General features: G+C 61.8%; 23 protein-coding genes. All 23 read left to right on the plus strand.

The annotated features are described in order from the left end of the window. Complete coding sequence (locus VGD45_RS20615; RefSeq protein WP_331157233.1) at positions 1 to 933, plus strand: hypothetical protein; 933 nt, start codon at positions 1 to 3, stop codon at positions 931 to 933. Beyond that, on the plus strand, positions 930 to 1,487 hold the full coding sequence (locus VGD45_RS20620; protein WP_331157234.1) for a hypothetical protein: 558 nt from the start codon (positions 930 to 932) through the stop codon (positions 1,485 to 1,487). The genes VGD45_RS20615 and VGD45_RS20620 overlap by 4 nt, the downstream gene beginning before the upstream one ends. Before the next feature lie 50 nt (positions 1,488 to 1,537). Continuing rightward, complete coding sequence (locus VGD45_RS20625) at positions 1,538 to 2,158, plus strand: terminase small subunit (protein WP_331157235.1); 621 nt, start codon at positions 1,538 to 1,540, stop codon at positions 2,156 to 2,158. Beyond that, on the plus strand, positions 2,103 to 3,371 hold the full coding sequence (locus VGD45_RS20630; protein ID WP_331157236.1) for a terminase large subunit domain-containing protein: 1,269 nt from the start codon (positions 2,103 to 2,105) through the stop codon (positions 3,369 to 3,371). The genes VGD45_RS20625 and VGD45_RS20630 overlap by 56 nt, the downstream gene beginning before the upstream one ends. Before the next feature lie 7 nt (positions 3,372 to 3,378). Further along, the gene (locus VGD45_RS20635; RefSeq protein ID WP_331157237.1) at positions 3,379 to 4,863 is read left to right on the plus strand and encodes a DUF4055 domain-containing protein; all 1,485 of its coding nucleotides are present in this window, start codon (positions 3,379 to 3,381) and stop codon (positions 4,861 to 4,863) included. Continuing rightward, positions 4,863 to 5,933: a minor capsid protein gene (locus VGD45_RS20640; protein ID WP_331157238.1), complete on the plus strand. Its 1,071-nt coding sequence runs from the start codon at positions 4,863 to 4,865 to the stop codon at positions 5,931 to 5,933. Before VGD45_RS20635 ends, VGD45_RS20640 begins: the two co-directional genes overlap by 1 nt. A gap of 98 nt (positions 5,934 to 6,031) precedes the next feature. Continuing rightward, positions 6,032 to 6,778: a hypothetical protein gene (locus VGD45_RS20645; RefSeq protein ID WP_331157239.1), complete on the plus strand. Its 747-nt coding sequence runs from the start codon at positions 6,032 to 6,034 to the stop codon at positions 6,776 to 6,778. Positions 6,779 to 6,793: 15 nt separating this feature from the next. Next, positions 6,794 to 7,960 carry a P22 phage major capsid protein family protein gene (locus tag VGD45_RS20650; RefSeq protein WP_331157240.1) on the plus strand — a complete coding sequence of 389 codons (1,167 nt, stop codon included), beginning with the start codon at positions 6,794 to 6,796 and terminating at the stop codon, positions 7,958 to 7,960. Positions 7,961 to 8,031: 71 nt separating this feature from the next. Further along, positions 8,032 to 8,277 carry a hypothetical protein gene (locus VGD45_RS20655; protein ID WP_331157241.1) on the plus strand — a complete coding sequence of 82 codons (246 nt, stop codon included), beginning with the start codon at positions 8,032 to 8,034 and terminating at the stop codon, positions 8,275 to 8,277. A gap of 3 nt (positions 8,278 to 8,280) precedes the next feature. Next, positions 8,281 to 8,775 carry a DnaT-like ssDNA-binding protein gene (locus VGD45_RS20660; RefSeq protein WP_331157242.1) on the plus strand — a complete coding sequence of 165 codons (495 nt, stop codon included), beginning with the start codon at positions 8,281 to 8,283 and terminating at the stop codon, positions 8,773 to 8,775. Between the two features lie 10 nt (positions 8,776 to 8,785). Beyond that, positions 8,786 to 9,142 carry a hypothetical protein gene (locus VGD45_RS20665; RefSeq protein WP_331157243.1) on the plus strand — a complete coding sequence of 119 codons (357 nt, stop codon included), beginning with the start codon at positions 8,786 to 8,788 and terminating at the stop codon, positions 9,140 to 9,142. Further along, on the plus strand, positions 9,142 to 9,771 hold the full coding sequence (locus tag VGD45_RS20670; RefSeq protein ID WP_331157244.1) for a hypothetical protein: 630 nt from the start codon (positions 9,142 to 9,144) through the stop codon (positions 9,769 to 9,771). The genes VGD45_RS20665 and VGD45_RS20670 overlap by 1 nt, the downstream gene beginning before the upstream one ends. Beyond that, the gene (locus VGD45_RS20675; RefSeq protein ID WP_331157245.1) at positions 9,768 to 10,202 is read left to right on the plus strand and encodes a phage tail terminator-like protein; all 435 of its coding nucleotides are present in this window, start codon (positions 9,768 to 9,770) and stop codon (positions 10,200 to 10,202) included. Before VGD45_RS20670 ends, VGD45_RS20675 begins: the two co-directional genes overlap by 4 nt. Positions 10,203 to 10,308: 106 nt before the next feature. Beyond that, positions 10,309 to 10,962, plus strand: a complete 654-nt coding sequence (locus VGD45_RS20680; RefSeq protein ID WP_331157246.1) for a phage tail protein — start codon at positions 10,309 to 10,311, stop codon at positions 10,960 to 10,962. 12 nt (positions 10,963 to 10,974) lie between these two features. Beyond that, positions 10,975 to 11,316, plus strand: coding sequence for a phage tail assembly chaperone (locus VGD45_RS20685; RefSeq protein ID WP_331157247.1), 342 nt, complete (start codon positions 10,975 to 10,977; stop codon positions 11,314 to 11,316). Beyond that, entirely contained in the window at positions 11,316 to 11,651 is a 336-nt protein-coding gene (locus tag VGD45_RS20690) for a DUF1799 domain-containing protein (RefSeq protein ID WP_331157807.1), read from the plus strand. Before VGD45_RS20685 ends, VGD45_RS20690 begins: the two co-directional genes overlap by 1 nt. Positions 11,652 to 11,653: 2 nt before the next feature. Further along, on the plus strand, positions 11,654 to 14,227 hold the full coding sequence (locus tag VGD45_RS20695) for a phage tail tape measure protein (RefSeq protein ID WP_331157248.1): 2,574 nt from the start codon (positions 11,654 to 11,656) through the stop codon (positions 14,225 to 14,227). Positions 14,228 to 14,229: 2 nt separating this feature from the next. After that, entirely contained in the window at positions 14,230 to 14,829 is a 600-nt protein-coding gene (locus VGD45_RS20700; protein WP_331157249.1) for a hypothetical protein, read from the plus strand. Beyond that, positions 14,826 to 15,401, plus strand: coding sequence for a hypothetical protein (locus tag VGD45_RS20705; RefSeq protein ID WP_331157250.1), 576 nt, complete (start codon positions 14,826 to 14,828; stop codon positions 15,399 to 15,401). Before VGD45_RS20700 ends, VGD45_RS20705 begins: the two co-directional genes overlap by 4 nt. Beyond that, a complete protein-coding gene (locus tag VGD45_RS20710) occupies positions 15,398 to 15,802 on the plus strand; it encodes a DUF6950 family protein (RefSeq protein WP_331157251.1) in 405 nt (134 codons plus the stop codon). The genes VGD45_RS20705 and VGD45_RS20710 overlap by 4 nt, the downstream gene beginning before the upstream one ends. Positions 15,803 to 15,805: 3 nt before the next feature. Next, positions 15,806 to 20,599 (plus strand): phage tail protein, encoded by a 4,794-nt coding sequence (locus tag VGD45_RS20715; protein ID WP_331157252.1) that lies wholly within the window; start codon positions 15,806 to 15,808, stop codon positions 20,597 to 20,599. Then, a complete protein-coding gene (locus VGD45_RS20720) occupies positions 20,596 to 21,063 on the plus strand; it encodes a hypothetical protein (RefSeq protein ID WP_331157253.1) in 468 nt (155 codons plus the stop codon). The genes VGD45_RS20715 and VGD45_RS20720 overlap by 4 nt, the downstream gene beginning before the upstream one ends. Continuing rightward, a complete protein-coding gene (locus VGD45_RS20725; RefSeq protein ID WP_331157254.1) occupies positions 21,063 to 21,404 on the plus strand; it encodes a hypothetical protein in 342 nt (113 codons plus the stop codon). Before VGD45_RS20720 ends, VGD45_RS20725 begins: the two co-directional genes overlap by 1 nt. Positions 21,405 to 21,407: the final 3 nt, after the last annotated feature.

Below are 21,407 nucleotides of genomic sequence, written 5' to 3' on the forward strand. Positions count from 1 at the left end.
ATGCCGCTGCTTTCCGATCTGCGCGGAGCGAGCGGCGGGCACTATCTCTATGACCTGCTCGATCCGCCTGGCGCAGCGAATGCCGCCGGCGCTGGCGCTACTGCCACGGCGAGCGCGAGCAACGCCACTGTTTTCACTGGCACAGCCGGTAATGCGAGCGGCGCAGGCGTCACCGATGCAGCCTCAGCTGCGACGGGCTCTGCTCTCGGTTACGCGCTCGTCACAGTCGCAGCGCCGATCCTGAATGCGCCGGGCTCGATCTTCTACGGCTTTGGTCAGCCCTGGGGCAACTTCGATGGCACGCCTCAGCCTGGCGACACAATCCGCCACGAGACACGCAACGGATTTCGGATCGCGCCGAACGGTGAAGTCGAAGCGAACGAGTACGGGACCTACACGTACTTCTACCAAGACGGCACGGGCGAGGTTCAGCGCTCCATCACGCTCGATGCGAGCGCCCAGGTCTTCCCGAGTGGCGCGACGGCGACCGCGAGTGCATCTGATGCGAGCCTGTACGGCGGCGTCAACATTGCAGGTGATGCGCCGGATGTCGCACCAACGCCGGCCAGCGGCACAGCGGCGGCAGGAAACATCGCGACTGGCGCTGGTCCATCGGTTACCGCGACGCCCGCGTCCGGATCGGTCCAGGCGGGCGCGGCCGCGTCGGGTGCTGGGCCCTCAGCGACGGCGACCCCTGCAACGGGCGTCGGCGAGAACATCGTCATCGCCGAAGGCGACGGGGTCGGCGTCACAGCGACACCGGCGCAGGCTTCAGCATCGGGCGACGTGTTCGCCGTCGGCGGCGGCGCCACGGCCGTTGCAACGCCTGCCAGCGCGGTTGCAGTCGGTGATCGCCTGCCGGGCTCAATCCCGTACACCGTCATGACCACCGTGTATCCACGAACTGTTCTGATCGCGAGGGCTGCTGCGTGACCGTGATCGTCATCCAAGACGAGAAGCACGCAGGCGAGACGCGGCAACGTGGCTTCGATCTGACGCCGTTCTCGACTAACTACTGGCGCAAGATCATGCGCATCACGGCGGGCTTCTGCGTTCGGCCGGCACCAGCGGAGATGGCGCTGGCGCTCGGCTACGAGCCGCGGGAGAGCAACTCCGAGCAGTATGGGTATGAGTTCGTCGCGTCCGTGGTTGGTGGTGGATCCCAAGGCACGACGGGAACCAAGGAGCCGCGATGGAGTGCCGATCCGGTGACCGATGGCTCGATCATCTGGACACGCAGACCTATCACCGGCGTCAGCTTGTTCCGCACGATCAGCAATCCGTCCGCCATCCAGTGGATTGGGCCTGATGAGATGGAGGTCACGAATCCTGTCGCCGTCGTCGGTAGCGTGCTGCAGATCGCGGCCCACCACGCCGGCGGCACCGAGGGCGAGCAGCATCGCGTGATCGCTCGCGTGCCGTATTCGGACGCGTCCATCGAGGACTACGCGATCGACTGGACCATTCTCGACGACCAAGTCGAGTGATTCCTTGGCTGTCGCGCGGCGACGGCTCCAACGATTCAACCGAGGGTTGAATGACCACCGAGACGAGTGACGAAGCAACGCCAGCGCTGCCAAAGCTCACGCGCCGCCGACAGCGATTCGCAGATGAGTACCTGACGGGCGTCAGCGGCGCCGAGGCCATGCGCCGCATCGGCAGCAAGGGCGAGCCGCAGCAGCTCGCTCATCGCGCGTATCGGATGCTGCAACGGGCTGAAGTTCGGGCGTATCTCACGGAGCGGCGCAAGAACCTGAGCGAGGCAACTCAGATTCGCGCCGAGCAGATTGCGCGAGAGCTGTCGCTGATCGCATTCGGAAATCTCAAATCTCTGTTCAATGAAAAGGGCGAGCTCGTCCGCATCGACCAGCTGCCGGACGATGTCGCAGCGTTTGTGTCTTCGATCGAGGTCGAGGCGAATTTCGAGGGTCGGGGCGAAGCACGCACCAGAGTCGGCGACGTGCTCAAGATCAAGGCATGGAACAAGGTCGAGGCGCTGGAGAAGCTCGCCAAACTGCTCGGATTGCTCAAGGAAAAAGTCGAACTCGATTTGCTGAATGCGCCGCCACCGGTGATCAGCATCACGCCGTACCCGGACGCTGATGACGCTGAGCGAGAGGCGCGTGCTGCCTTTTCACGTAACTCGCCCTCAGCATAGTTTCATCAGCGCGCCCGACCGATTCCCCTGCCTGTGTGCGGGATTCGGATCGGGCAAGACCGTCGGCGGTGTCGTCCGCGCGCTGGTGCTGAAGGCCAAGTACCCGAAGCTCGACGTCGGCTATTACCTGCCGACGAAGGATCTGGTGAAGAGCGTCGGTTATCCGGCCTTCATGGAGGTCATGGACTTGATGTCCCTGCACGGGACGATCAAGAAGTCGGACCACGCGATCGAGGTGCGCGGAGCCGGCCGGATCATCTTCCGGTCGATGGACGACCCTGCACTCATCGTCGGCTACAAGCACGCGGACGCCGTGGTCGACGAGCTCGACACGCTGCCCACGAACAAGGCGCGGCTGGTCTGGAACAAGATCATTGCGCGCAACAGGCAGAAGAAGCCCGACAGCGCGTTAAATACGGTAGCCGCTGTGTCGACCCCGGAAGGATTCCGGTTCATGTATGAGCGCTGGCACAAGAGTCCGGCGCCGGGTTATCGGCTGATACGAGCATCGACCTTTTCGAACGCTCGCAACCTGCCTGCGGACTACATTCCGTCCCTGCAGGACAGCTATCCGACGAACCTGCTGCAGGCGTATCTCGAAGGGCTGTTCGTCAATCTAACTGCGGGGTGCGTGTACCCGGAGTTTCACCGCGACCTCAACGACACAAAGGTCGTGGCGGCGCCAGGCGAACCGCTGCACGTCGGCATGGACTTCAACGTCGGCAACATGAGTTCCGTGATTCACGTGCAGCGGGATGGCGAGCCGCACGGGATCGACGAACTCATGAAGGTGCTCGACACGACGACGATGATCCGAATGCTCCAGGAGCGCTGGAAAGGACACCCAATCCTCGTCTACCCGGACGCGAGCGGTAAGAGCCGCAAGTCGACGAATGCCAGTGAGTCAGACCTTGCGCTGCTTCGTCAGGCTCAGTTTCAGGTCTGCGTGAATCCCGCCAACCCAGCGGTGAAGGATCGAGTGATATCGCTCAATGCAATGATTCACCGTGACGGCAAGCGTGGGTATCGCATCAGCCAGGACCGTTGCCCGATTGCCGTGGAGTCCCTAGAAAAGCAGGCGTATGACAGCAATGGTGAGCCTGACAAATCGAGTGGACACGATCATCCGCCCGATGCCATCGGCTACTACGTCTCGTATCGCTGGCCAATTCGCCGACCCGCAACCGTGATCAAACTAGGAATGGCTCACTGACACCATCATGGCGAACGAAGTCACATTCCAGCATCCCGACTACAAAGCCGCGCTGCCGGACTGGGAACTCGTTGCCGACGCTGCCGCCGGCGAACGCGCCGTCAAGGCTGCCGGCGAGAAGTACTTGCCCAAGCCGAACAAGGCGGACACGAGCCGCGAGAATCAGGCCCGCTATGAGCAGTACGTTGCTCGTGCCATGTACTACAACGCGACACGGCGCACGCTTTCGGGCTTGTGCGGTGTGGCGTTCAACAAGTGGCCGGAGATCGAACTCACTGGATCGTTGGAGGAGTTCCAGAACAACGTGACGGGCGCGGGCGTACCGCTCGTCCAGCACGCGCAGGCGACGCTCGCTGAGATATTGAAGACAGGCCGAGCGGGATTGCTCGCCGACTATCCGAAGACGGACGGCGCGGTTTCACGAGCCGATCAGAAGAGTGGGGGCATCCAGCCGACGATCACGATGTATCCGGCCACCGCCATCATCAACTGGCGCACGTTCAAGCGCGGCTCGGAAGTTCTCCTGAAGTTTGTCGTGCTGGCGGAAACGCACGAGACTGACAACGGCTTCGAACTGAAGCAAGAGCCTCAGTTTCGCGTGCTGCGTCTGACCGAGGCGGGCGTATACCAAGTCGAGATCTGGCGCAAGGTGAAGGATTCGGCCTCGAACAAGGAAGAGTGGCGCGAGATCATCGAGGAGCGCTCCTTCCCGACCACCGGCGCCGGCAAGCGCTGGGACCGCATTCCGTTCCAGTTCATCGGCAGCATCGACAACGATGCGAGCGTCGACCCCGCGCCGCTGCGTGATCTCGCCGTGGTCAACATGGCGCACTATAGAAACAGCGCGGACTACGAGGACAGCGTTTATTTCTGTGGTCAGCCCCAGGTGTGGATGGCCGGGCTCGACGAAGTCTGGGTGAAGCTGCTCAAGGAGGAGGGCGTCTATTTCGGGTCGCGCTCGTATCTACCGCTGCCGATGGGTGCCTCGGCTGGCTTGCTCCAGGCGCAGCCCAATTCGCTCGTCGAAGGGGCGATGAAGAACAAGGAAGCGCAGATGGCTGCGCTCGGCGCACGCCTGCTGACCGCTGGCAGTGCGAACGCCGCGCGGAAGACTGCCACCGAAGTCGACAGCGACGACGCCACAGCGCACAGCGTGCTTTCGCTCTGCTGTGACAATGTGAGCCTCGGTTACCAGCAGGTGCTCACCTGGGCGGCGATGTTTTCTAACGCGCCAGACAATGTTGTCTTCAGCATCGGCACCGAATTCATCGCCGCCAACATCGACGCGCCGTTGCTCACCGCGATGGTGCAAGCGGTGCAGGCCGGCGCGCTGCCGCTTTCCGAGTTCTGGGCCAAGTTGCGCAGCGGCGGCCTCATCGCCAGCGACAAAACCGACGAGCAGATTCGCGAGGAGATCTCGAAGAACCCACCGGCCACGGGCGGCGCGCTGGACGACGACACGGACGATATCGAGACCACTGAGGCGGCGTAGTGGCCGTCAGTGCGGTCGAGATTGCCGACGCGTTTCTGCGTCAGCAGGTCCTGTTGCTGCGTGTCGCCGAGGGCGAGCGCGAGAAGTTCTTGCCGTTCCTCCGTGAGATGTACACGGAGATCCGCGATCGCCTGGCCAAGGGCGAGCTCACCGAGTTCAGCCGGGCTCGCCTCGAGCGGCAACTGAAAGCCATCGATGTGATGCTCGATGCGCTGCTGGCCGACTTTCAGTCCGGATTGCTGGAGCAGGTCGAGCAGATCGCAGTCAACGAAGCGGAATTCGCTTCACGAGCTATGGCTCGCCTGGAGTTCGAGACGGACATCCCAGCGCCGGCACAGATCCGAGCCGCGGTATTCACAAATCCGCTCAGCATCAAGAGCGGATCGCTGCTGAAGCCCTTCGTCGAGGACTGGACGGCCGCTGAGCGACGATCGGTGACAGGTGCGATTCGCCGCGGCGTGTTCCAGGGCCAGACGAACGCTCAGATCGTCCAGGCCATTCGCGGCACGAAGGCAGCCAGGTACCAGGACGGATTGCTCGATATCACGGCACGGAATGCACGGACGATCGTGCACACAGCCGTTCAGCACGCGTCGACCCAGGCGCGGCAGTCGCTGTTCGAATCGAACGCCGACATCGTCAAGGGCGTGCAGTGGATCAGCACACTCGACAGCCTGACTTGCCAGACGTGTCGATCGCTCGACCAGCGCATCTTTCCGCGTACGAAGGGCCCGCGGTCTCCGATTCATCCGTTCTGCCGCTGCACGATGATCCCCTACCTCGGCAAGCAGTTCGACATGATCACGCGCGCCGGGACACGAGCGAGCATCGGAGCCGGTGGCGGCAAGCAGGTGGCCGCGACGCTCGACTATTACTCGTGGCTCAAGTTGCAGCCGCGCTCATTCATCGAGGTGGCGATCGGCCGCAAGCGCGCCCAGTTGTTCCTCGACGGCGGGCTGTCTGTTGATCGATTCGCAGCGCTGCAGCTCGATCGACGTTGGGAGCCGCTCACGCTGGAAGAAATGAAGCGGCTCGAACCGTTGGCGTTCGAGCGTGCCGGTCTGCACTGACCGCGAGCTCACTTTCGAGAACACCGGGCCTCGCTGGCAGCAGCGGGGCCTTTTTGTTTCCGCCGGCGCGGCCGGCTCCACCCGCTACGAGGTAGCAAATGTCTCTCAAGTACAAGTTGGATTCGCTGGACGGTCTCGACGACGCAACCAAGGCGCTCTACGAGAAGAAGGGCGACAAGTACGTTCTGAAGGTGGAGGGCGTGGAAGAGGGCGATGTGGTCGGCCTCAAAAACAAGGTCGAGACGCTGCTCGGCGAAACCAGCGAACTGAAAAAGAAGATCAAGGAAAAGGAAGACGCGGAGGCAACCGCACGCGAGGAGGAGCGAAAGGCCAAAGAGGAGGCAGCGGCCAAGAAGGGCGACATCGAAGGGCTCCGCAAGAGCGCCGACGAACGCGTCGCCAACAAGGAAAAGGAAGTTCGCGGCGAACTCGAACCGAAACTTCAGAAGCAGGACAAGACGATTCGTCGGCTGCTGGTCGACAACGTCGCAAAGGACATGGCGACGCGCATCGGCTTGAAGGGCAGTGAATCGTTGCTGATCCCTCACATCACATCTCGACTCGATGTCGAGGAGCGCGACGGCGAGCTCGTCACCGTGATCAAGGGCGCCGACGGCAAGGCCTCGGCGATGTCGATCACCGATCTCGAAACCGAATTCAAAGGCAACACGGCTTTCGCACCCGTGCTTGCCGGCAGTCAGGGTTCCGGCGGCGGGGCCGGCGGAAACCAATCAAAGGGTGGCGGGGCCGCTGGTGCGAAACAAATCAAACGATCCGAATTCGATGCGCTCGATCCCGCGGGGAAGGCAGCAAAGATGAAGGAAGGCTTCACCGTCACTGACTAACGAGGTTTTCATACCATGAGCAATACCCTTACCGGGTTGATTCCGGTCATCTATGAAGCGTACGACATCGTCGCGCGCGAGATGACTGGGTTTATCAACCACGTCTTCCGGAACTCGAGCGCCGAGCAAGCGGCTCTAAACCAGGATGTGACTTATCACATCGCTCCGCCCGCCACGACCGGCAACATTACTCCGGGGCAGACGCCGCCGGATGATGGCGACCAGACGTTCGGCACGGACTCGCTGAAGATCACGAAGTCCAAGTACTCACCGGTCCGCTGGAACGGCGAAGAACAGAAGAGCGTGAAGGGGACTTACACCAACATCGTTCGCGATCAGTTCGCGCAGTCGATTCGCGCTCTCGTCAACGAGATCGAGATCGACTTGGCGCTGACTGGCAAGTTGGCCGCTTCTCGCGCAGTGGGCACCGCGGGCACGACTCCGTTCGGCACGGCCGGTGATCTCTCTGACTTTGCGCTGCCGCTCCAGGTCCTCGAGGACAACGGCTGCCCCGGCTCGGATCGTCACATCGTTGTGAATTCGAACTCAATGGCGAACCTGCGCGGCAAACAGTCGGTGCTGTTCAAGGTCAACGAGGCGGGCACCGATGCATTCCTGCGCCGAGGCATCATCGGCCAAGTGCAGGGACTCGACATCGGCAACTCCGCAGGCCTCACGCTACACACGAAGGGAACCGGCACCGGCTTTGCGCTCAATAATGTCGCCGGTTACCCGGTAGGCTCGAAGACGATCGCCGTCGACACGGGTACCGGCACGATTCTGGCCGGCGACGTGTTCACGAACTCGCAGGCGGGTCGAGATGCGAACAAGTACGTCGTCAAGACGGCACTCGCGGCCGGAAGCTTGGTGCTCAACAACCCCGGCACCCGCGTCGCCTGGCTCGACAACGACACGGTGGCTGTGGGCAACAACTACATGCCGAACCTAGCGTTCCACCGCTCGGCGATCCACTTGGTGACGCGCGCGCCTGCGATGCCGGTCGGTGCCGACGGTCAGCCGATCGATATGGCCGATGACGTGATGACGGTCGAGGATCCCATCACCGGTCTGGTATTCCAGGTGGCGCTGTACCGCCTGTACCGCCGCATCCGGTACGAGATCGGCATCGCCTGGGGCCAGAAGGCTGTGAAGGACGACTTCATCGCCCTGCTGCTGGGCTAACCGGTTACCGGAGTAACATCCCTTGCCACTGAGGGCGGCTGCTCGCCGGCCGCCCTCCCTTAGGAGGCGAAATGTCGAAGCCGAAAGATACAACCCCCGCGGCTAACCCCGCCGACGAGGCGGAAGCCAAGGCAAAAGCGGAAGCCGCCGCAAAAGCCCAGGCCGATGCGGACGCCGCTGCTGCAGCTGCGAAGGAACCCAAGCTGGTCAAGATGAAGCGGAGTGAGCCAGTCCATGCTGGCGGCCCTGTGACCGCTGACGTCCATCCGGACGAGGTCGACAACTGGATCGCCGGGGGCTGGCGCCGCGCCGGGTAAATCATGGCCCTCGTCATCGAAGACGGCACCGGCCGCGCCGACGCCCAGTCATACGCTTCGGTGGAAACACTGCGGGCGTATGCCAAGGCACGGGGCGAGACGGTGCCCGGCGGCAACAGCGATTGCGAAGCGTTGCTGATGAAAGCGATGGACTATATGCGCGGGAAGGAATATGTCGGTGATCGCGCGACCAAGGAACAGGCGCTCGATTGGCCGCGCGTCAACGTGGTCGTGGAGGGCTTCCCATACGCTTCGACCGAGCTCCCGCGCCAGGTCGAGCAGGCACAGTGCGCGCTGGCGATCGCCGCGCAACGCGTCGACTTGCTGCCCAACACGCCGGCGAACACTTCCGGCCCCATCTCGGAGCGCACCGTCGGGCCAATCACCACGAAGTACTCGAACACTGGCCGGGTCAGCCAGGTGCCAGCGATCGCCAAGGCCGATGTCATTCTCCGGACCATCCTGAAGCGCAACGGACTCTTCGCGGTCCGAGCCTAGAAACATTCCCATGTTCGACTACATCGAGACCGCTGCAGAAGTCACTGCGGCGATCAAGGACGTTGGCGCGCCCATTACTTTGGTCGTGGAGTCCGACGGCGACTACGACGCCGCAACCAGCGAGGTCGTGGCCGGCAAGCGCCGCTACGATGGTTTTGGCTTCAAGCTCGACTACGAGTCGCGACACATCGACGGCACGAATGTGCTGGCCGGCGACGTTCGCTTTTATCTCGCCGTCGACGGGCTGCCGGAGCCCAAGCCAGGCAATCAGATCGAGCAAGGCGGCGAGGTCTGGCGAGTGGTGCGACCTAAGATCCTGAAGCCGGCGCTGACGGCTGTCATGTACGAGGTCCAGGCGAGGAAGTAATGGCCGCGTCACCTCCGTCTCACTTCGCCCTTCAGATCAGAGCCTGGGCGGAGAAGACGGGCGCGCGCATGGATGATGCGTGCCGCGCAATCGCCATTCAGGTGCTGACGCACGTGGTTCGAATGTCCCCTGTCGGCAACCCCGAACTGTGGGCAGCCAACGCTGAGGCAGCCCTGCAACGGTCGCAGCACAACCAGGTGGTCGATCAGATCACGGCCAACCTGATGGCGAACCCCGCGAACCTCACGGCTAAGGGAAACCTCAAGCGCAGCGTCCGCAGTTCGTACAACAAGCGCTTGTCGAAGGCGCAGCTCGCGCAGACGTACCCGTTCCGGCAGGGCAAGTATGTGGGAGGCAGGTTCCGCGGCAACTGGCAGGTGAGCGTGAGCTTTCCGTCGTCGCGCCCCCTCGATCGCATCGACCCGAACGGCTCGCAAACAATCGAGGCGGGCGCGGCCGCGCTCGCAGGCTTCGAAGCGGGGCCTAGCATCTACATCATGAACAACCTTCCGTACGCGTTGCGGCTCGAAAATGGTTGGAGCAAGCAGGCGCCGTTCGGCATGGTGGCGGTGACGGTTGTTGAGTTCGAGCGACTCGCACAGCAGGCGATCGCGAGCGTACCCGAATGAGCCAAATCCGCTGCCGACAGCTCATTGAGTCGCGCTTGGCGCAGTGGGCTGAGCTCAACGACATCAAAGTCGGCTATCAGAAACAGACGTTCACACCGCCGCCGATCGATAAAACAGATCAGTATCGGCACATCCGTTGTTTCCAACTGCCGGCGCGCACTGGCACCGAGGATCTGGAAGGCACTCACAAGGTTTACCGCGGCGTCTTCGCGATCAATGTCATCACCCCGAAAGGTCGCGGCCCTGCGGAAGCTGGCGCGATCGTCGCCCAACTTGAAGACTTGTTTCCAACGAACCTGCTGCTCACTGCGGCCGACGGCTTCGAGTGCAACATCGTGAGCCCGCTGACCGAGTCCGCAGTCATCGAAGGCGACGTGGATGACACCACGCCGACTAGCTTCGAGTACGAAGCACGCACCAGTCCGAGCTGATCAAGCTCACAAACGAACCTGACTCAACCCCTGAAGGCCCGCCATCGAGCGGGCCTTTTTCGTTTCCGCTGCCCAGTGGGCGGCTTTCTTATGGAGATCGTCGACCATGGCAAACTTTCGCCTTCCCAACGGCGCGACGCTGCATATCGCCTCCGGCCTTGGCGCGGCTAAAGCGATCAGCGCGTTCAGCAACGCAAACCCAGGAGTCATGACACTGGAGGCCGCGCACGGCATCGCAACCGGCGAACTATTCGTCGTGAACAACGGTTGGTCGCGCACCAACGGTCGAGCGTTCAAAGCCGGCACGGTCGCCACCAACGACGTGCCGGTGGCCGATCTGGATACGCAGAGCACGGCGCGCTTTCCGTCAGGCGGTGGCGTCGGCACGGTTCGAGAGATTACGGGCTGGAATCAGATCATCGGCGTCATCAACTTCGCGTCCGAAGGTGGCGAGCAGCAATACACGACGGTCCAGGAACTCGAAGCCGAGGACGAGACGCGCCTACCAACCAACCGAAGCGCGCAGGGTCTGAACATCTCGGTCGGCGATGACACTTCGTTGCCCTGGTATGCCACTGCAAAGGCGGCGAGTGAGAGCGGCGACGCGACAGTGCTCCGCCTGCTGCTCAAGAACGGAAACTTCATCTTGTACAACGGCATTCTCACGTTGAATGAGACGCCGAGCACCACGGTGAATCAAGTGATGGCGCTCAGCATGTCGTTCTCGCTGTCGGGCCGCCCGGTCCGCTACGCCTCTTGATAGCGAGGCAGCATGACCGAAGTCAGATTGCAGCCGGAGCCGACCTTCGAGGCTCCGGTGAAGATTCATGTGCCCGGCAAGGGCGAACTGGAAATGAATTGGACCTTTCGGTATCGCAATGCCGAGGAGGTCCTGAAGTTCCAGCGCAAGTGGACGGGCGGCGAAGGCAGCAGAAAGAAGACGGATGATTTCGACTCGATCGGTTACATCATGGACATGGCGGCGGGATGGGAACTCACGGAAGAGTTCAACAAGAAGAACGTGGAAACGTTCTTTCGCAACTATCCGACAAGTGCTACGAAAGTGGTTTCAACCTACTTCGAAGAACTTGCTGGGGCTCGAAGAAAAAACTGATTGGAGCGGCGCGCGCGCTCTATTTCAACCAACAGGCATTTGAGGCGGAAGCAAACCCTCTTTGCCTAACGTGCGAGGACTACGCGGACGAGATCGCGGTGTTCTGGATATTCCCGGACAACCTTCTCGCGGTGGTCCTGTTTGAGGCGATGCGCACTCAGTGGCGCACGGGATTCGCGGGGCCAACCGGTCTCGAGTATTCGGTGCTGCCTACACTTTTCCAACTCCATGACGTGAAGCGATCGAAACGGCGACAGCTGTTCGATGACGTGCGCGCCATGGAAATCGAGGTGCTTTCGATGTTCGCTGAACAACGGCCGAGTTCGGAAGACTAGTCATGGACTTTGCGTCACTCGGAATCCGAGTCGATTCAGCCGAGGTCAAGGAGGGCAAGAGCGACCTGCAGGAATTCACAGGGGCTGCCAACCAAGCGGCCACCGCGGTCGAGCAACTGGCGCCGGCCACGCAACAGGCTGGCGCTGGTCTTCGGAACGTCAGTCAGCAGGCCACGGCGGCACAGCCCGCGATTGCGGGGACCGCCACACAGATGCGAGCGGCCACGCTGTCCGCACGCCAGTACTCTCAGGCCATGCGCCTGCTGCCGGCGCAGATCACGGATATCGTCACGAGTCTTGCCAGCGGCTCGCCTGCCTACTTGGTCGCTATCCAACAGGGCGGCCAGATTCGCGATAGCTTCGGTGGCATCCGCGAGGCCTTGCGCGGGATTTCGACCGTTATTACTCCGGCACGCCTCGGCCTTGGACTGACAGCCGGCGCCGCACTCGGGCTCGCGAAGGCTTACAACGACGCTCAGAACGAGTCGTTCGGTCTCACCAAGCAGCTCATATTGAGCGGTGACGCGTCTGGCAAGACTGCCGATCAGCTTCGGGAAATGGCCGAGGCTATCGATCAGATCGTCGGAACCCGGGGTGCCGCGACGGAGACTCTGGCGCAGATCGCCTCAAGCGGCCGGGTCGCAGCAGATGACATCGAGCGCTTCGCCATCGCCGCTCAGCTGATCGCGAAGAACTTGGATCAGCCTGTCGAGGAGACGGTGAAACTGCTCGAGCAACTCGGACGCTCGCCGGTCGATGCCGCGGTGAAGCTCAACGAGCGCGTCAACTTTCTGACCGAAAGCATCTATGAGCAGATCGTTGCGGCGGAGCGCCGCGGCGATGTGGATGAGGCGGCGGCGCTGGCTCAGAACGCCTATATCGAAGAATTTCAGCGACGGGCGAACGTCGTCGAAGGGGAGTTGCCGCTGCTGGCGGAGGCCGCACGGGGCGTTGGAAGCGCATTCCGCGAGATGTGGGACGGCATCACGGGGGCCTTCCTGCCCACCACAGCGAATGATCGGCTTGCAGAACTGCGAGAGCTTCGCGGCGACCGTGAACTGTTTGGTGGCCGGGCCCGATTCGATGTTCGCGTCTACAACCTGGACGCCGAGGAGCAGCGGTTGGCGGAAGCCATCGCGGCTTCAGAACAGCGGGCGGAGGAGCGCGCTGAAGAGGCTCGCCGGATCAGGAACAAAGAGCGCGAGCGACGTGAGATTGCCTCGCAGCTCCAATCTCAGCGAGCGATCGCCGAGGCGACAGCTGGCGCACGCTCCGCCACGGTCCAGCGCGACTTGGATGACGCCCTGGCTCAATACGCATCCTATGAAGCGCAGCTAGAGGCCCAGCGCGACGCACGCCTGATCGATGAGGCGGACTACTACGCCGAGCGCCGGAAGCTCATCCAGGAAAGCACGGCGACGCAGATCGATGCACTCCAGTCCGAGATCCATCTGCTCGAGGAACAGCGTGCGCGCATCCAGGCAAGCGCCCGGCAGGATGCGTCCCTCGCGCAGACGCCGGCCGAGCGCGTCAAAGCTGAAACCTCGGCGCAGACTCAACTGATCGCGAATCAATCCAAGATCCTCGATAACGAGTCGAAGATCGCACGGCTTCGCCAGCAGGCCATCGCCGACACGAACGTCCTCAACACCACGCAGCAGGCGGCGAACCGCGCGCTGGAACAGTCTTACTTGGACGCGCGCGATGCGGCTCAGCAGTATCTCGATACAATCACACGAGCCAATCAGCGCCAGCTGGAAGGATTCGGCCGAGGCGATCGGCAGCGCGAGATCGACGCATCTCGTAACGATATCGATGATCGGTTTGCGCAGCAGAGACTAGATCTCGCGGCGGAGCGTCGGCGCGGAGACATCACTGAGGAGCAGTATCAGCGAGAACTCGACATCATCAACGAGTTCAACGCGAGAGCTCTCGCCGAGACGGACTCGTACTATGACCAGCTCGCCGAGAAGCAGGGCAGCTTTCTGCTCGGTGCTCAGGACGCATATCAGAACTTCATCGACTCTGCGAAAAACCAATCTGAACAAGCCTCTCGACTGGTTACCGACGTCTTCGATGGCGGTCTCGATGCGCTAGTAGATTTCGCGATGACTGGCAAATTGAGCTTCAGTGACTTTGCTGACTCGGTCATTCGGGACCTGCTTAGAATGCAGATGCAAGCTCAGCTCGCGAAAATCTTCGAGGGCCTGGGCGGTGGCAATTGGTGGAGCGGGCTGTTCGGCTACAAGGGCATCAGCACCAGCGCCAGCAATGCAGGTTCGCTCACCGCCACGCAGCCTGCACTCACTGCCGATGTAGGTATCCGGCGCGTGCCACGCGACAACCAAGTCGCGATCTTGCACAAAGATGAAGCCGTCATTCCGGCACGCATGAATCCCTTCGCCGGTGGCCGCGGCTTCGGCGGTCCCAACATCAACATCACGCAGAATCTCTACCCCGCACCGGGCAATGACGTGGCGCAGGTCCGCGCCGTGCAGAAACAGGCCAAGGACGAGGCAGTCGCAGAGGTGCTGGAGAACCTGCGCGCAGGCCGCTGGGCCGGAGTGGTGTCCTAATCATGGCTGTCTATAACTGGCCCACTGCAATCAAGGTGGGCCCGGTCGACTATGCCGTCGAGTTTGATGTCCAACTGACGATTGCGCGCTCCGGAAAGATATTCACATACGGACTGCCGGGGGCGCGCTGGACGTGCTCAATCCGCTTCGAGAACGATCTCGAGCAGCGATTCCGTCCGGCGCTCGAGGCGATGCTCATCAATCTGGAAGGCGGCGCCCATCGCCTATCCTTCGGCCACTGGGGGCGGCCGATCCCGAACGGCTCACTTCGCGGCAATCCCACGCTTGGCTCAGCTGTTGCTCGCGGCGCTACTAGTCTCACCATCGTCAACGCCAACGGCGGTTTGAAAGCGGGGGACATCATCGGCTTGCCCGGCCAACTCGTGATGGTGATGGCGGACATCAATCCGACCCTCACAAATCTTAACAACGTGCAGGTCAAGCCGGCGATTCGCTCGGCGCACAACTCCGGTACGGCCGTCACGTGGAATCGCCCGACGACGCTGTGGATCCCTGACACGAACATCGCCGGACCTTTTCCGTACAGCCAAGCGCGATCGCGGCCGGGCTTCTCGTATCGGTTTATCGAGGCCTGGGCATGAGCCGCGGACTCGCTGCGCAAGAACTATCTGCGGTCACCGCATCACATCGCGCCATTGCTCCATGCATCGAGGCTCTGTTCGATTCAGGCGCACTGCGCCTGACATTGGCTCCGTGGGATCTCACATTCGGCGGTAACACCTATATCGCCGCCGGCGCGCTCATCAATGTGCGTGAGGCGCGAGAAGCTACGGGCAGCGTCGAGGGGCTGGAATTTTCGCTTACCGGCCTGGACCCCGCCATTCTGACGATTGCCACGCAGGAACCCTATCGCGGTCGAGTCATCCGGCTCCAGAAAGGCATCTTCAACACCGCCACCAACACGCTCATAGCGAACCCGCGCACGTGGTTTTTAGGCCGCATGAAATCAATGGTGATCACAGAGACAAACAATTCGTGCACGGTGACCGTCGTAGCCGAGCACTATGAGGCGGCGCTGGGACGGCCGTCACCGCTGCGGTTGAACGACGCCGATCAGCAGCGCATGTACCCCGGTGACCGCGGCTGTGAGTGGGTCGAGGCGATGACGGAGAGAAACATCGTGTGGCCCGCGCGAGAGGCTCTGATGCGATGACGCGCGTTCCAAATTGGCCCGAGTTGCTCGCCGAATACGTCGAGAGCCGCCGTACGCGGCCGTTCGAATGGGGCTCCAACGACTGTGCCTTGTTTCTCGCCGACTGGATCGTCACCGCCACAGGCGTCGATCACGCGAAGAGATGGCGGCGCTACAAAACCGCAAGCGGCGCGGCCGCTATCGTCAAGCGCAACGGCGGCATGCGTCGGCTCGCGCTCAACGCGGGGCTCGCAGAGAAGGCTGTCGGCATGGCTCAACGCGGCGATGGCGTGCTCGCTGTGCTCGAAGGTCGCGAAACGTTCGGCGTCGTAGCGGGAAATGCGATGTGGTGCGGACCCGGCGAAGACAGTTTGCTCTTCCGGCCGATCAGCGACGACGTGATCGCGGCATTCGAGGTGTAGTCAGTGCCGCAAGTCATTCCGCTGATCATCCAAGGCATTGGCGCCTATATAACAGGCGCGTCGGTTGTAGGACTCACGCTCGCATCCACGATCGCAGTCGGCATTTACGAGTACGATAGAGCAAAGAGCAAGGCGCGCGACGCCCGTAATGCCTACAACGAGAGCCTGCAAGATCGCATCCTCACGGTACGGTCGGCCATAGCGCCACGGGAGTATCTGCTCGGCACCCTGCGCAAGGGCGGCACGCTCGTCTATGCGGAAACCGTGGGTCCAGATAGCACCTCGCTGGATTCGGTCACCGCGATCTGCTGCAACAACACGGAACTCGTCGCTTACTACATTGGGGACGACTTTCTCACGCCGGCTCAGTTCCCCGGCGAAAAATATGGCCGCGCGGAAGTGCAGGACAATGAGGAGCGATTCACCTCCGGTGGTTCCGGCACGCGTGTCTTTTCGCTGGCGCTGAATCCAATCCCCGAATCTGTCGAGGCTTTCGAGCGCACTGCGAGGGGGGATCATAGACGCGATGTGACGTCCGTCGTGAATAACGAAGTCACCGTCGCGGGGATTCTCGGCAACGGCTCTCTCATCTTCATTCGCTATCGCGCCAACAGCGGCGAAAAGCTTCGCATCCAGTACAAGAGCGGCAGCTCAGGCCAGACCGTGACAAATTGGGATGTCGCCACGACGCCGGGCTGGACAGCGGAGCATCGACTGCGAGGTGTCACATATATCCGCACGTTGATGCTCTGGGATGAAACCATCTACGCGAACGGCGCTCCGCCGATCAGCGGTGTGTTTCGCGGTCTCGCTGTGGAAGGCCACCCGTTCTACGACCCGCGTACTGGCACTGGCCCCGTCTACACGGACAATCCTGCAATCCTCGCGGCGTGGTACATGACGATGCCGCGATCGCTGGGTGGCTGCGGTATCCCGGCGTCGTGGATCAACTGGTCGTGGGTCTCGGCGGCGGCAAACGTTTGCGATGAGTTGATCGAGGTCCGCTCCCTCACGCCAGGCGGGCCGAATGAATTCGTGAAGCGCTATCAGTGCCACACCGTGATCAGCACTGCGCGTGATCCGCTGCAGAACCTCCAACAGATTTTGAGCGCGATGAATGGTCGCTACGCCTTTACGGCCGGTGAGTATCGCATCGTCGCGGGTGCGTTCCGGGCGGCGACACGCACGCTCACGATGGATGACATCGCTGGCGATGAGGAGATGCAGATCATCACCGTCAGCAGCGAGGATGATCCTCCCAACTTGGTGACGGCGCAGTTCGCCGACGCGGCCAAAAACTGGGCGGAGACGAGCCCGCAAGCGGTGCGCAACGACGCATACATCACCGCGGACGGTGCCGAGATTCCGCTCGACGTGAAGTTACCCGCGACGACCGACGCGCGTCAGGCGAACTATCTGCAGGGCGTAATGCTGGAGACCAAGCGGCCAGCCTTTGGCGTAAGTCTCGCGGTCGGTGGCATCGGCGAAGACATCGCCATATTCGACACACTCGCCATCGACTTGCCAGACCGGCCCACCTACGCAGGCAAAACTTACGAGGTCCTGAACACGCTCGATCGTTGGAACGGAAAATTCCGCCTCACGTTGGCCGAGATCCGCCCGCAGACCTGGGCTCTCGATGCCACGCGATTCACGCCACGCAATCCGGTGGTACCGCCAGATCTGAGTTATCTATGGGACGTGCCCCCGATCACGGGATTGGCTGTTGAGCTTGGCGAGCCGCAAATCCTCCCCGACGGGAATGCCATCACTCAGGTCGAGTTGACTTGGGATGCTGTGACGGCTCTCTACATCGGGGCCGGTGGACGCATCGAGATCCGCTACGCCGAGGCCGGCGGCCAATGGATCTACGTCGCTCCTGTGCCAGGCGACTCCACGGGGACGACGATCACAGCGAGCCTCGTCGAGGAATCCAACTATGTGTTCCAAGTGCGGCTCGTCAACAGCATCGGCGCGACCAGCCGAAGCTGGACACAAGTGTGGGTCGAGGTCGAGGGCATCGAGCTTGCCGTCGGTGTCGCTGGCCCGGGTATTTTTACTTGGGCCAACCCGGTCGGCGTGGATACCACCTCGAGCTCGATCACGAAGACCACTACGTCGGCAGCGTGGGACGCTGGTGCTCATTCCCTGCAGTCCTACACAGGCGGATGTTTCGTAAGCGCGCGCGTCGGCCAGCTCAGCGCCAGGCGCATGATCGCGCTGAACAGCGATCCGGCCGTTGATGCCGGCTATCTCGGGCTCGACTACGCGCTGCATACGCATCTCACAAACATCCTGCAGGTGTACGAGAGCGGGCTGCTGGTGAGCAGTCACGGGGCGATCACGGAACAGACGCTCGTCACCATCAAGTACAACAACGCTGACATCGTCTACGAGAAAGACGGCACGCCCATCAGGACAGTTGCGGCCGGCGCGAACCGCCGTTTCTTCATGGACACCTCGCTCTACGAGGTCGCTGCGACGCTAGTCGACATCGCATTTGGTCCCATGGGCGGCATCGGTCCGCAGGGCCTGCCGGGCGCCAACGCGCAAGCCGTGCGACTCAGCGCTTCGTCGCAAGCGTTCACGTATGACGGCAGCGGCGCGGCATCGCCAGGCGGGCAGTCCATTACGTTCACGGTCGTGCGCCAGAATATCGCGGCAGCCGCGGTGTGGACTGCCGTCGGCCCCGATGGCTTGCCGGTGACGCTCACCGGATCAGGTGATACGCGGACGCTCACCCTGGCGAACTTCGGCACGCGGTCGTGGGCGAGAGTGCGTGCCGAGGCCGGTGGATTTTTCGATGAGATCACCGTCGTGCGACTCACGCAGGGCGCGAACGGTGCCAACGCGATCCAGGCGTTCCTCACGAACCAGAATCACACGCTCGCCGCGAACCCGGATGGAGTGGTGGGCAGCTACGCCAACGCGAACGGACGATTGTTTGTTTACGAGGGAACGACCGACGTTACAGCTGGAGCGACGCTCTCGATCCAGTCGCAGACCGGTTGCACTGTCCAGATCAACACGGCGGCTAACACGCCGGTCAGCGGTCAGCCCAAGGGCTTTTATCGCGTGACCGCCATCACTGCGGATCAAGCGCAGGCGGTTCTACGTGCGGTGTATGGCTCGATCACTCGCGATCTGCCGCTGACGCTGACGAGGGCAAGGGAAGGGCAGCCCGGTGATGGGCAGAACATGCTGCCAATCGGCGATTGGGTCGTGGGCACGACGGGCAGCCAGGGCCCCGGCGGGCGATGGTCAGCGAATGGCACTGCGGCCGAGAGTGCGATCGTCCTCGGCGGCGCCGGTATAGCGCCGCTCGGTCCATTCGGCACAAGTGAGGTACTTTGGGAATGTCGACCGGACGGCGCCAACGATGGTGATGGCGGCTGGAATGTGACCGTCAGCATCGATCATCGTCGCACATACCGGTCGACCGTATGGTTCCGCATCAATCAGTCCTCCGGCAGCTTCTATCACGGCTGCTCTCTTTTCGGTAATAGCGACACGCTTAACCTCGACGGAACGGTCAACTCAAACCCGTACTTCACCGCAGTTTTCCTGCCTGGAGCGCAAAACGAAATTCGCCCGAATAGGTGGTATCTCTCGGTTGGCATCATCCACGGTTCGGGCTACACCGGCGGATATAGTGGCGTCGCCGGCATCTATGACCCGGAGACCGGACGACGAGTCATCCAGGGCACTGAGTACAAGAACGCCACGACATCAACGGCACAGACGCATCGCTGCTATCACTTCTACAACGCGAACGCCTCGACGCGCCAGTGGATGCCGAAGCCGCGCTTCGAGGAAGTGAACGGCAGCGAACCGTCCATCGACGCGCTGCTCGCCTTCCAGCGCTCGACGCCGTGGATCGAAACCGGCAACTGCTATGCGAGCACGACTAGCTTCTTCAAGATCGGCGGCACCGAGGTATGGGGGCAGGACGCCGTTCACAGCGCGCTCAGCTATCGCACATTCCACCTGCAATGGAAACCGGGAACGCTCAACGCCCACTATATGGTGGGCGCCAACTCTGACCCAGGAGCGGACGCCAGCTACGCGTCTATCGATTTCGCGCCGTATCGGCATCCAGGCGGGCTACAAATATATGAAAGCGGTCTGTTGGTTGGCGACTTCGGGGCCTGTACGCTTGACACTGAGATTGGAATGACCGGCGATGGTTCGTTCATCCGCTATTACAAAGATCGCACTCTGATTCGGACCGTGGCGTGTGCCGCCGTTCCGTATGGTCTCGACTCTGCGTTCTATTCGCCTGGGTCGCAGGCCAACAACGTTCGATTCGGGCCGGGCACAGAGTTCGAGAGTATCAGCACGGGAGAGATCGCGCCGAACGCGGCGACGGAATTGGCGTTCACGAGCGCACAGCAGATCAGCGGGAACTCGCCGGACACCACGAACTATTGGAGCCTCAACTTAGTTCGTGCTGGAGGTGATCTGCTTACGAGCGGCGGCGGGTCAGCAATTTTCACAGGCCCAATCCCATTCAACTGCATTGCCATCGTTACGGCGAATTTCACAGCGAGCGCGTCTCTCGGAAGCGTTACGGTCTATCCGTACTTGAGGAATCTCGGAACTGGGGTTGTGAGCACCGGATCGCAATATGGATTCCGACAACTCACGCCGTCGCTTGTACCAGCAACAGTGCAGGGCCAGTTCATCCTGACCGCGGGGCAGTCCTATGAGATCGGCGTCAAGAAGCTTGCTTCGGCTATCAATCTCGAGGAGTGGCGTGAGCCCCTCAGTGTGAACATCGAGTACATCAAGCGATGAGCGACCTAGTCGATATCCATTTCTACGATGAGATTACTGGGATCTTTACTGGCAGCACGATCACTGTATCAACACCCAGCGTTGTAAGGATGGTCGCGGCCAACACGCAACCAGGACAGCGAGCGTTTGTTGGTCAAGCCGATCCTCTCTCTCAGCGCGTCGATCCGCAGACCGGTGATCTTGTCGACTACCAGCCCCCAGCGCCTGATGATGATCACGAATGGGTGATCGAGGACGAGCACGGCAACCGTCGCCACCGCTGGGTGCTCAAGGCCGAAGCCGTCGAGCGCCAGACTCGAAAGGCGGCAGCAACGGCCCGCATCGCTGAACTGGGACGCAAGACCGAACGCGCAACCCGAGAGTTCCTGCTCGGCATCGTTCCTACCGAAGAAGATCGCGCCGCGGGCGCCATGACGCTCGAAGAGATCGAGAACGAGCTCGCCACGCTCAGATTGGAGGTGTGATGAATGGAGTCCCGGCAGAACATGCGTTCGAACTGTCGATTTGGGTGCTCGGCGGACTGCTCGCACTCCTGGCAACACTCGTTGGCATCATCTATCGCCACCTCGAGCGGAGGCACGACGAGCACGACGCAGCCATCAAATGGCTCCGGGAGAACCACGTGAGCAAGGACACCCTTGAGCGCGTCGAGCGCACCTTCCGGGACGCTGTCGACGACATGGTCGAACAGCGGCAGCAGTATCACCAGGAGAACCGAGACGCGATGCGCGAGCTGAAGGAAAGCGTCACCGGCATCCATCGGCGCATCGACGAAGAGTTCCGCTTCCGCAACGGCGGCCGGTAGTCC

This window comes from Steroidobacter sp., from assembly GCF_036402275.1.
Classification (GTDB): domain Bacteria; phylum Pseudomonadota; class Gammaproteobacteria; order Steroidobacterales; family Steroidobacteraceae; genus Steroidobacter.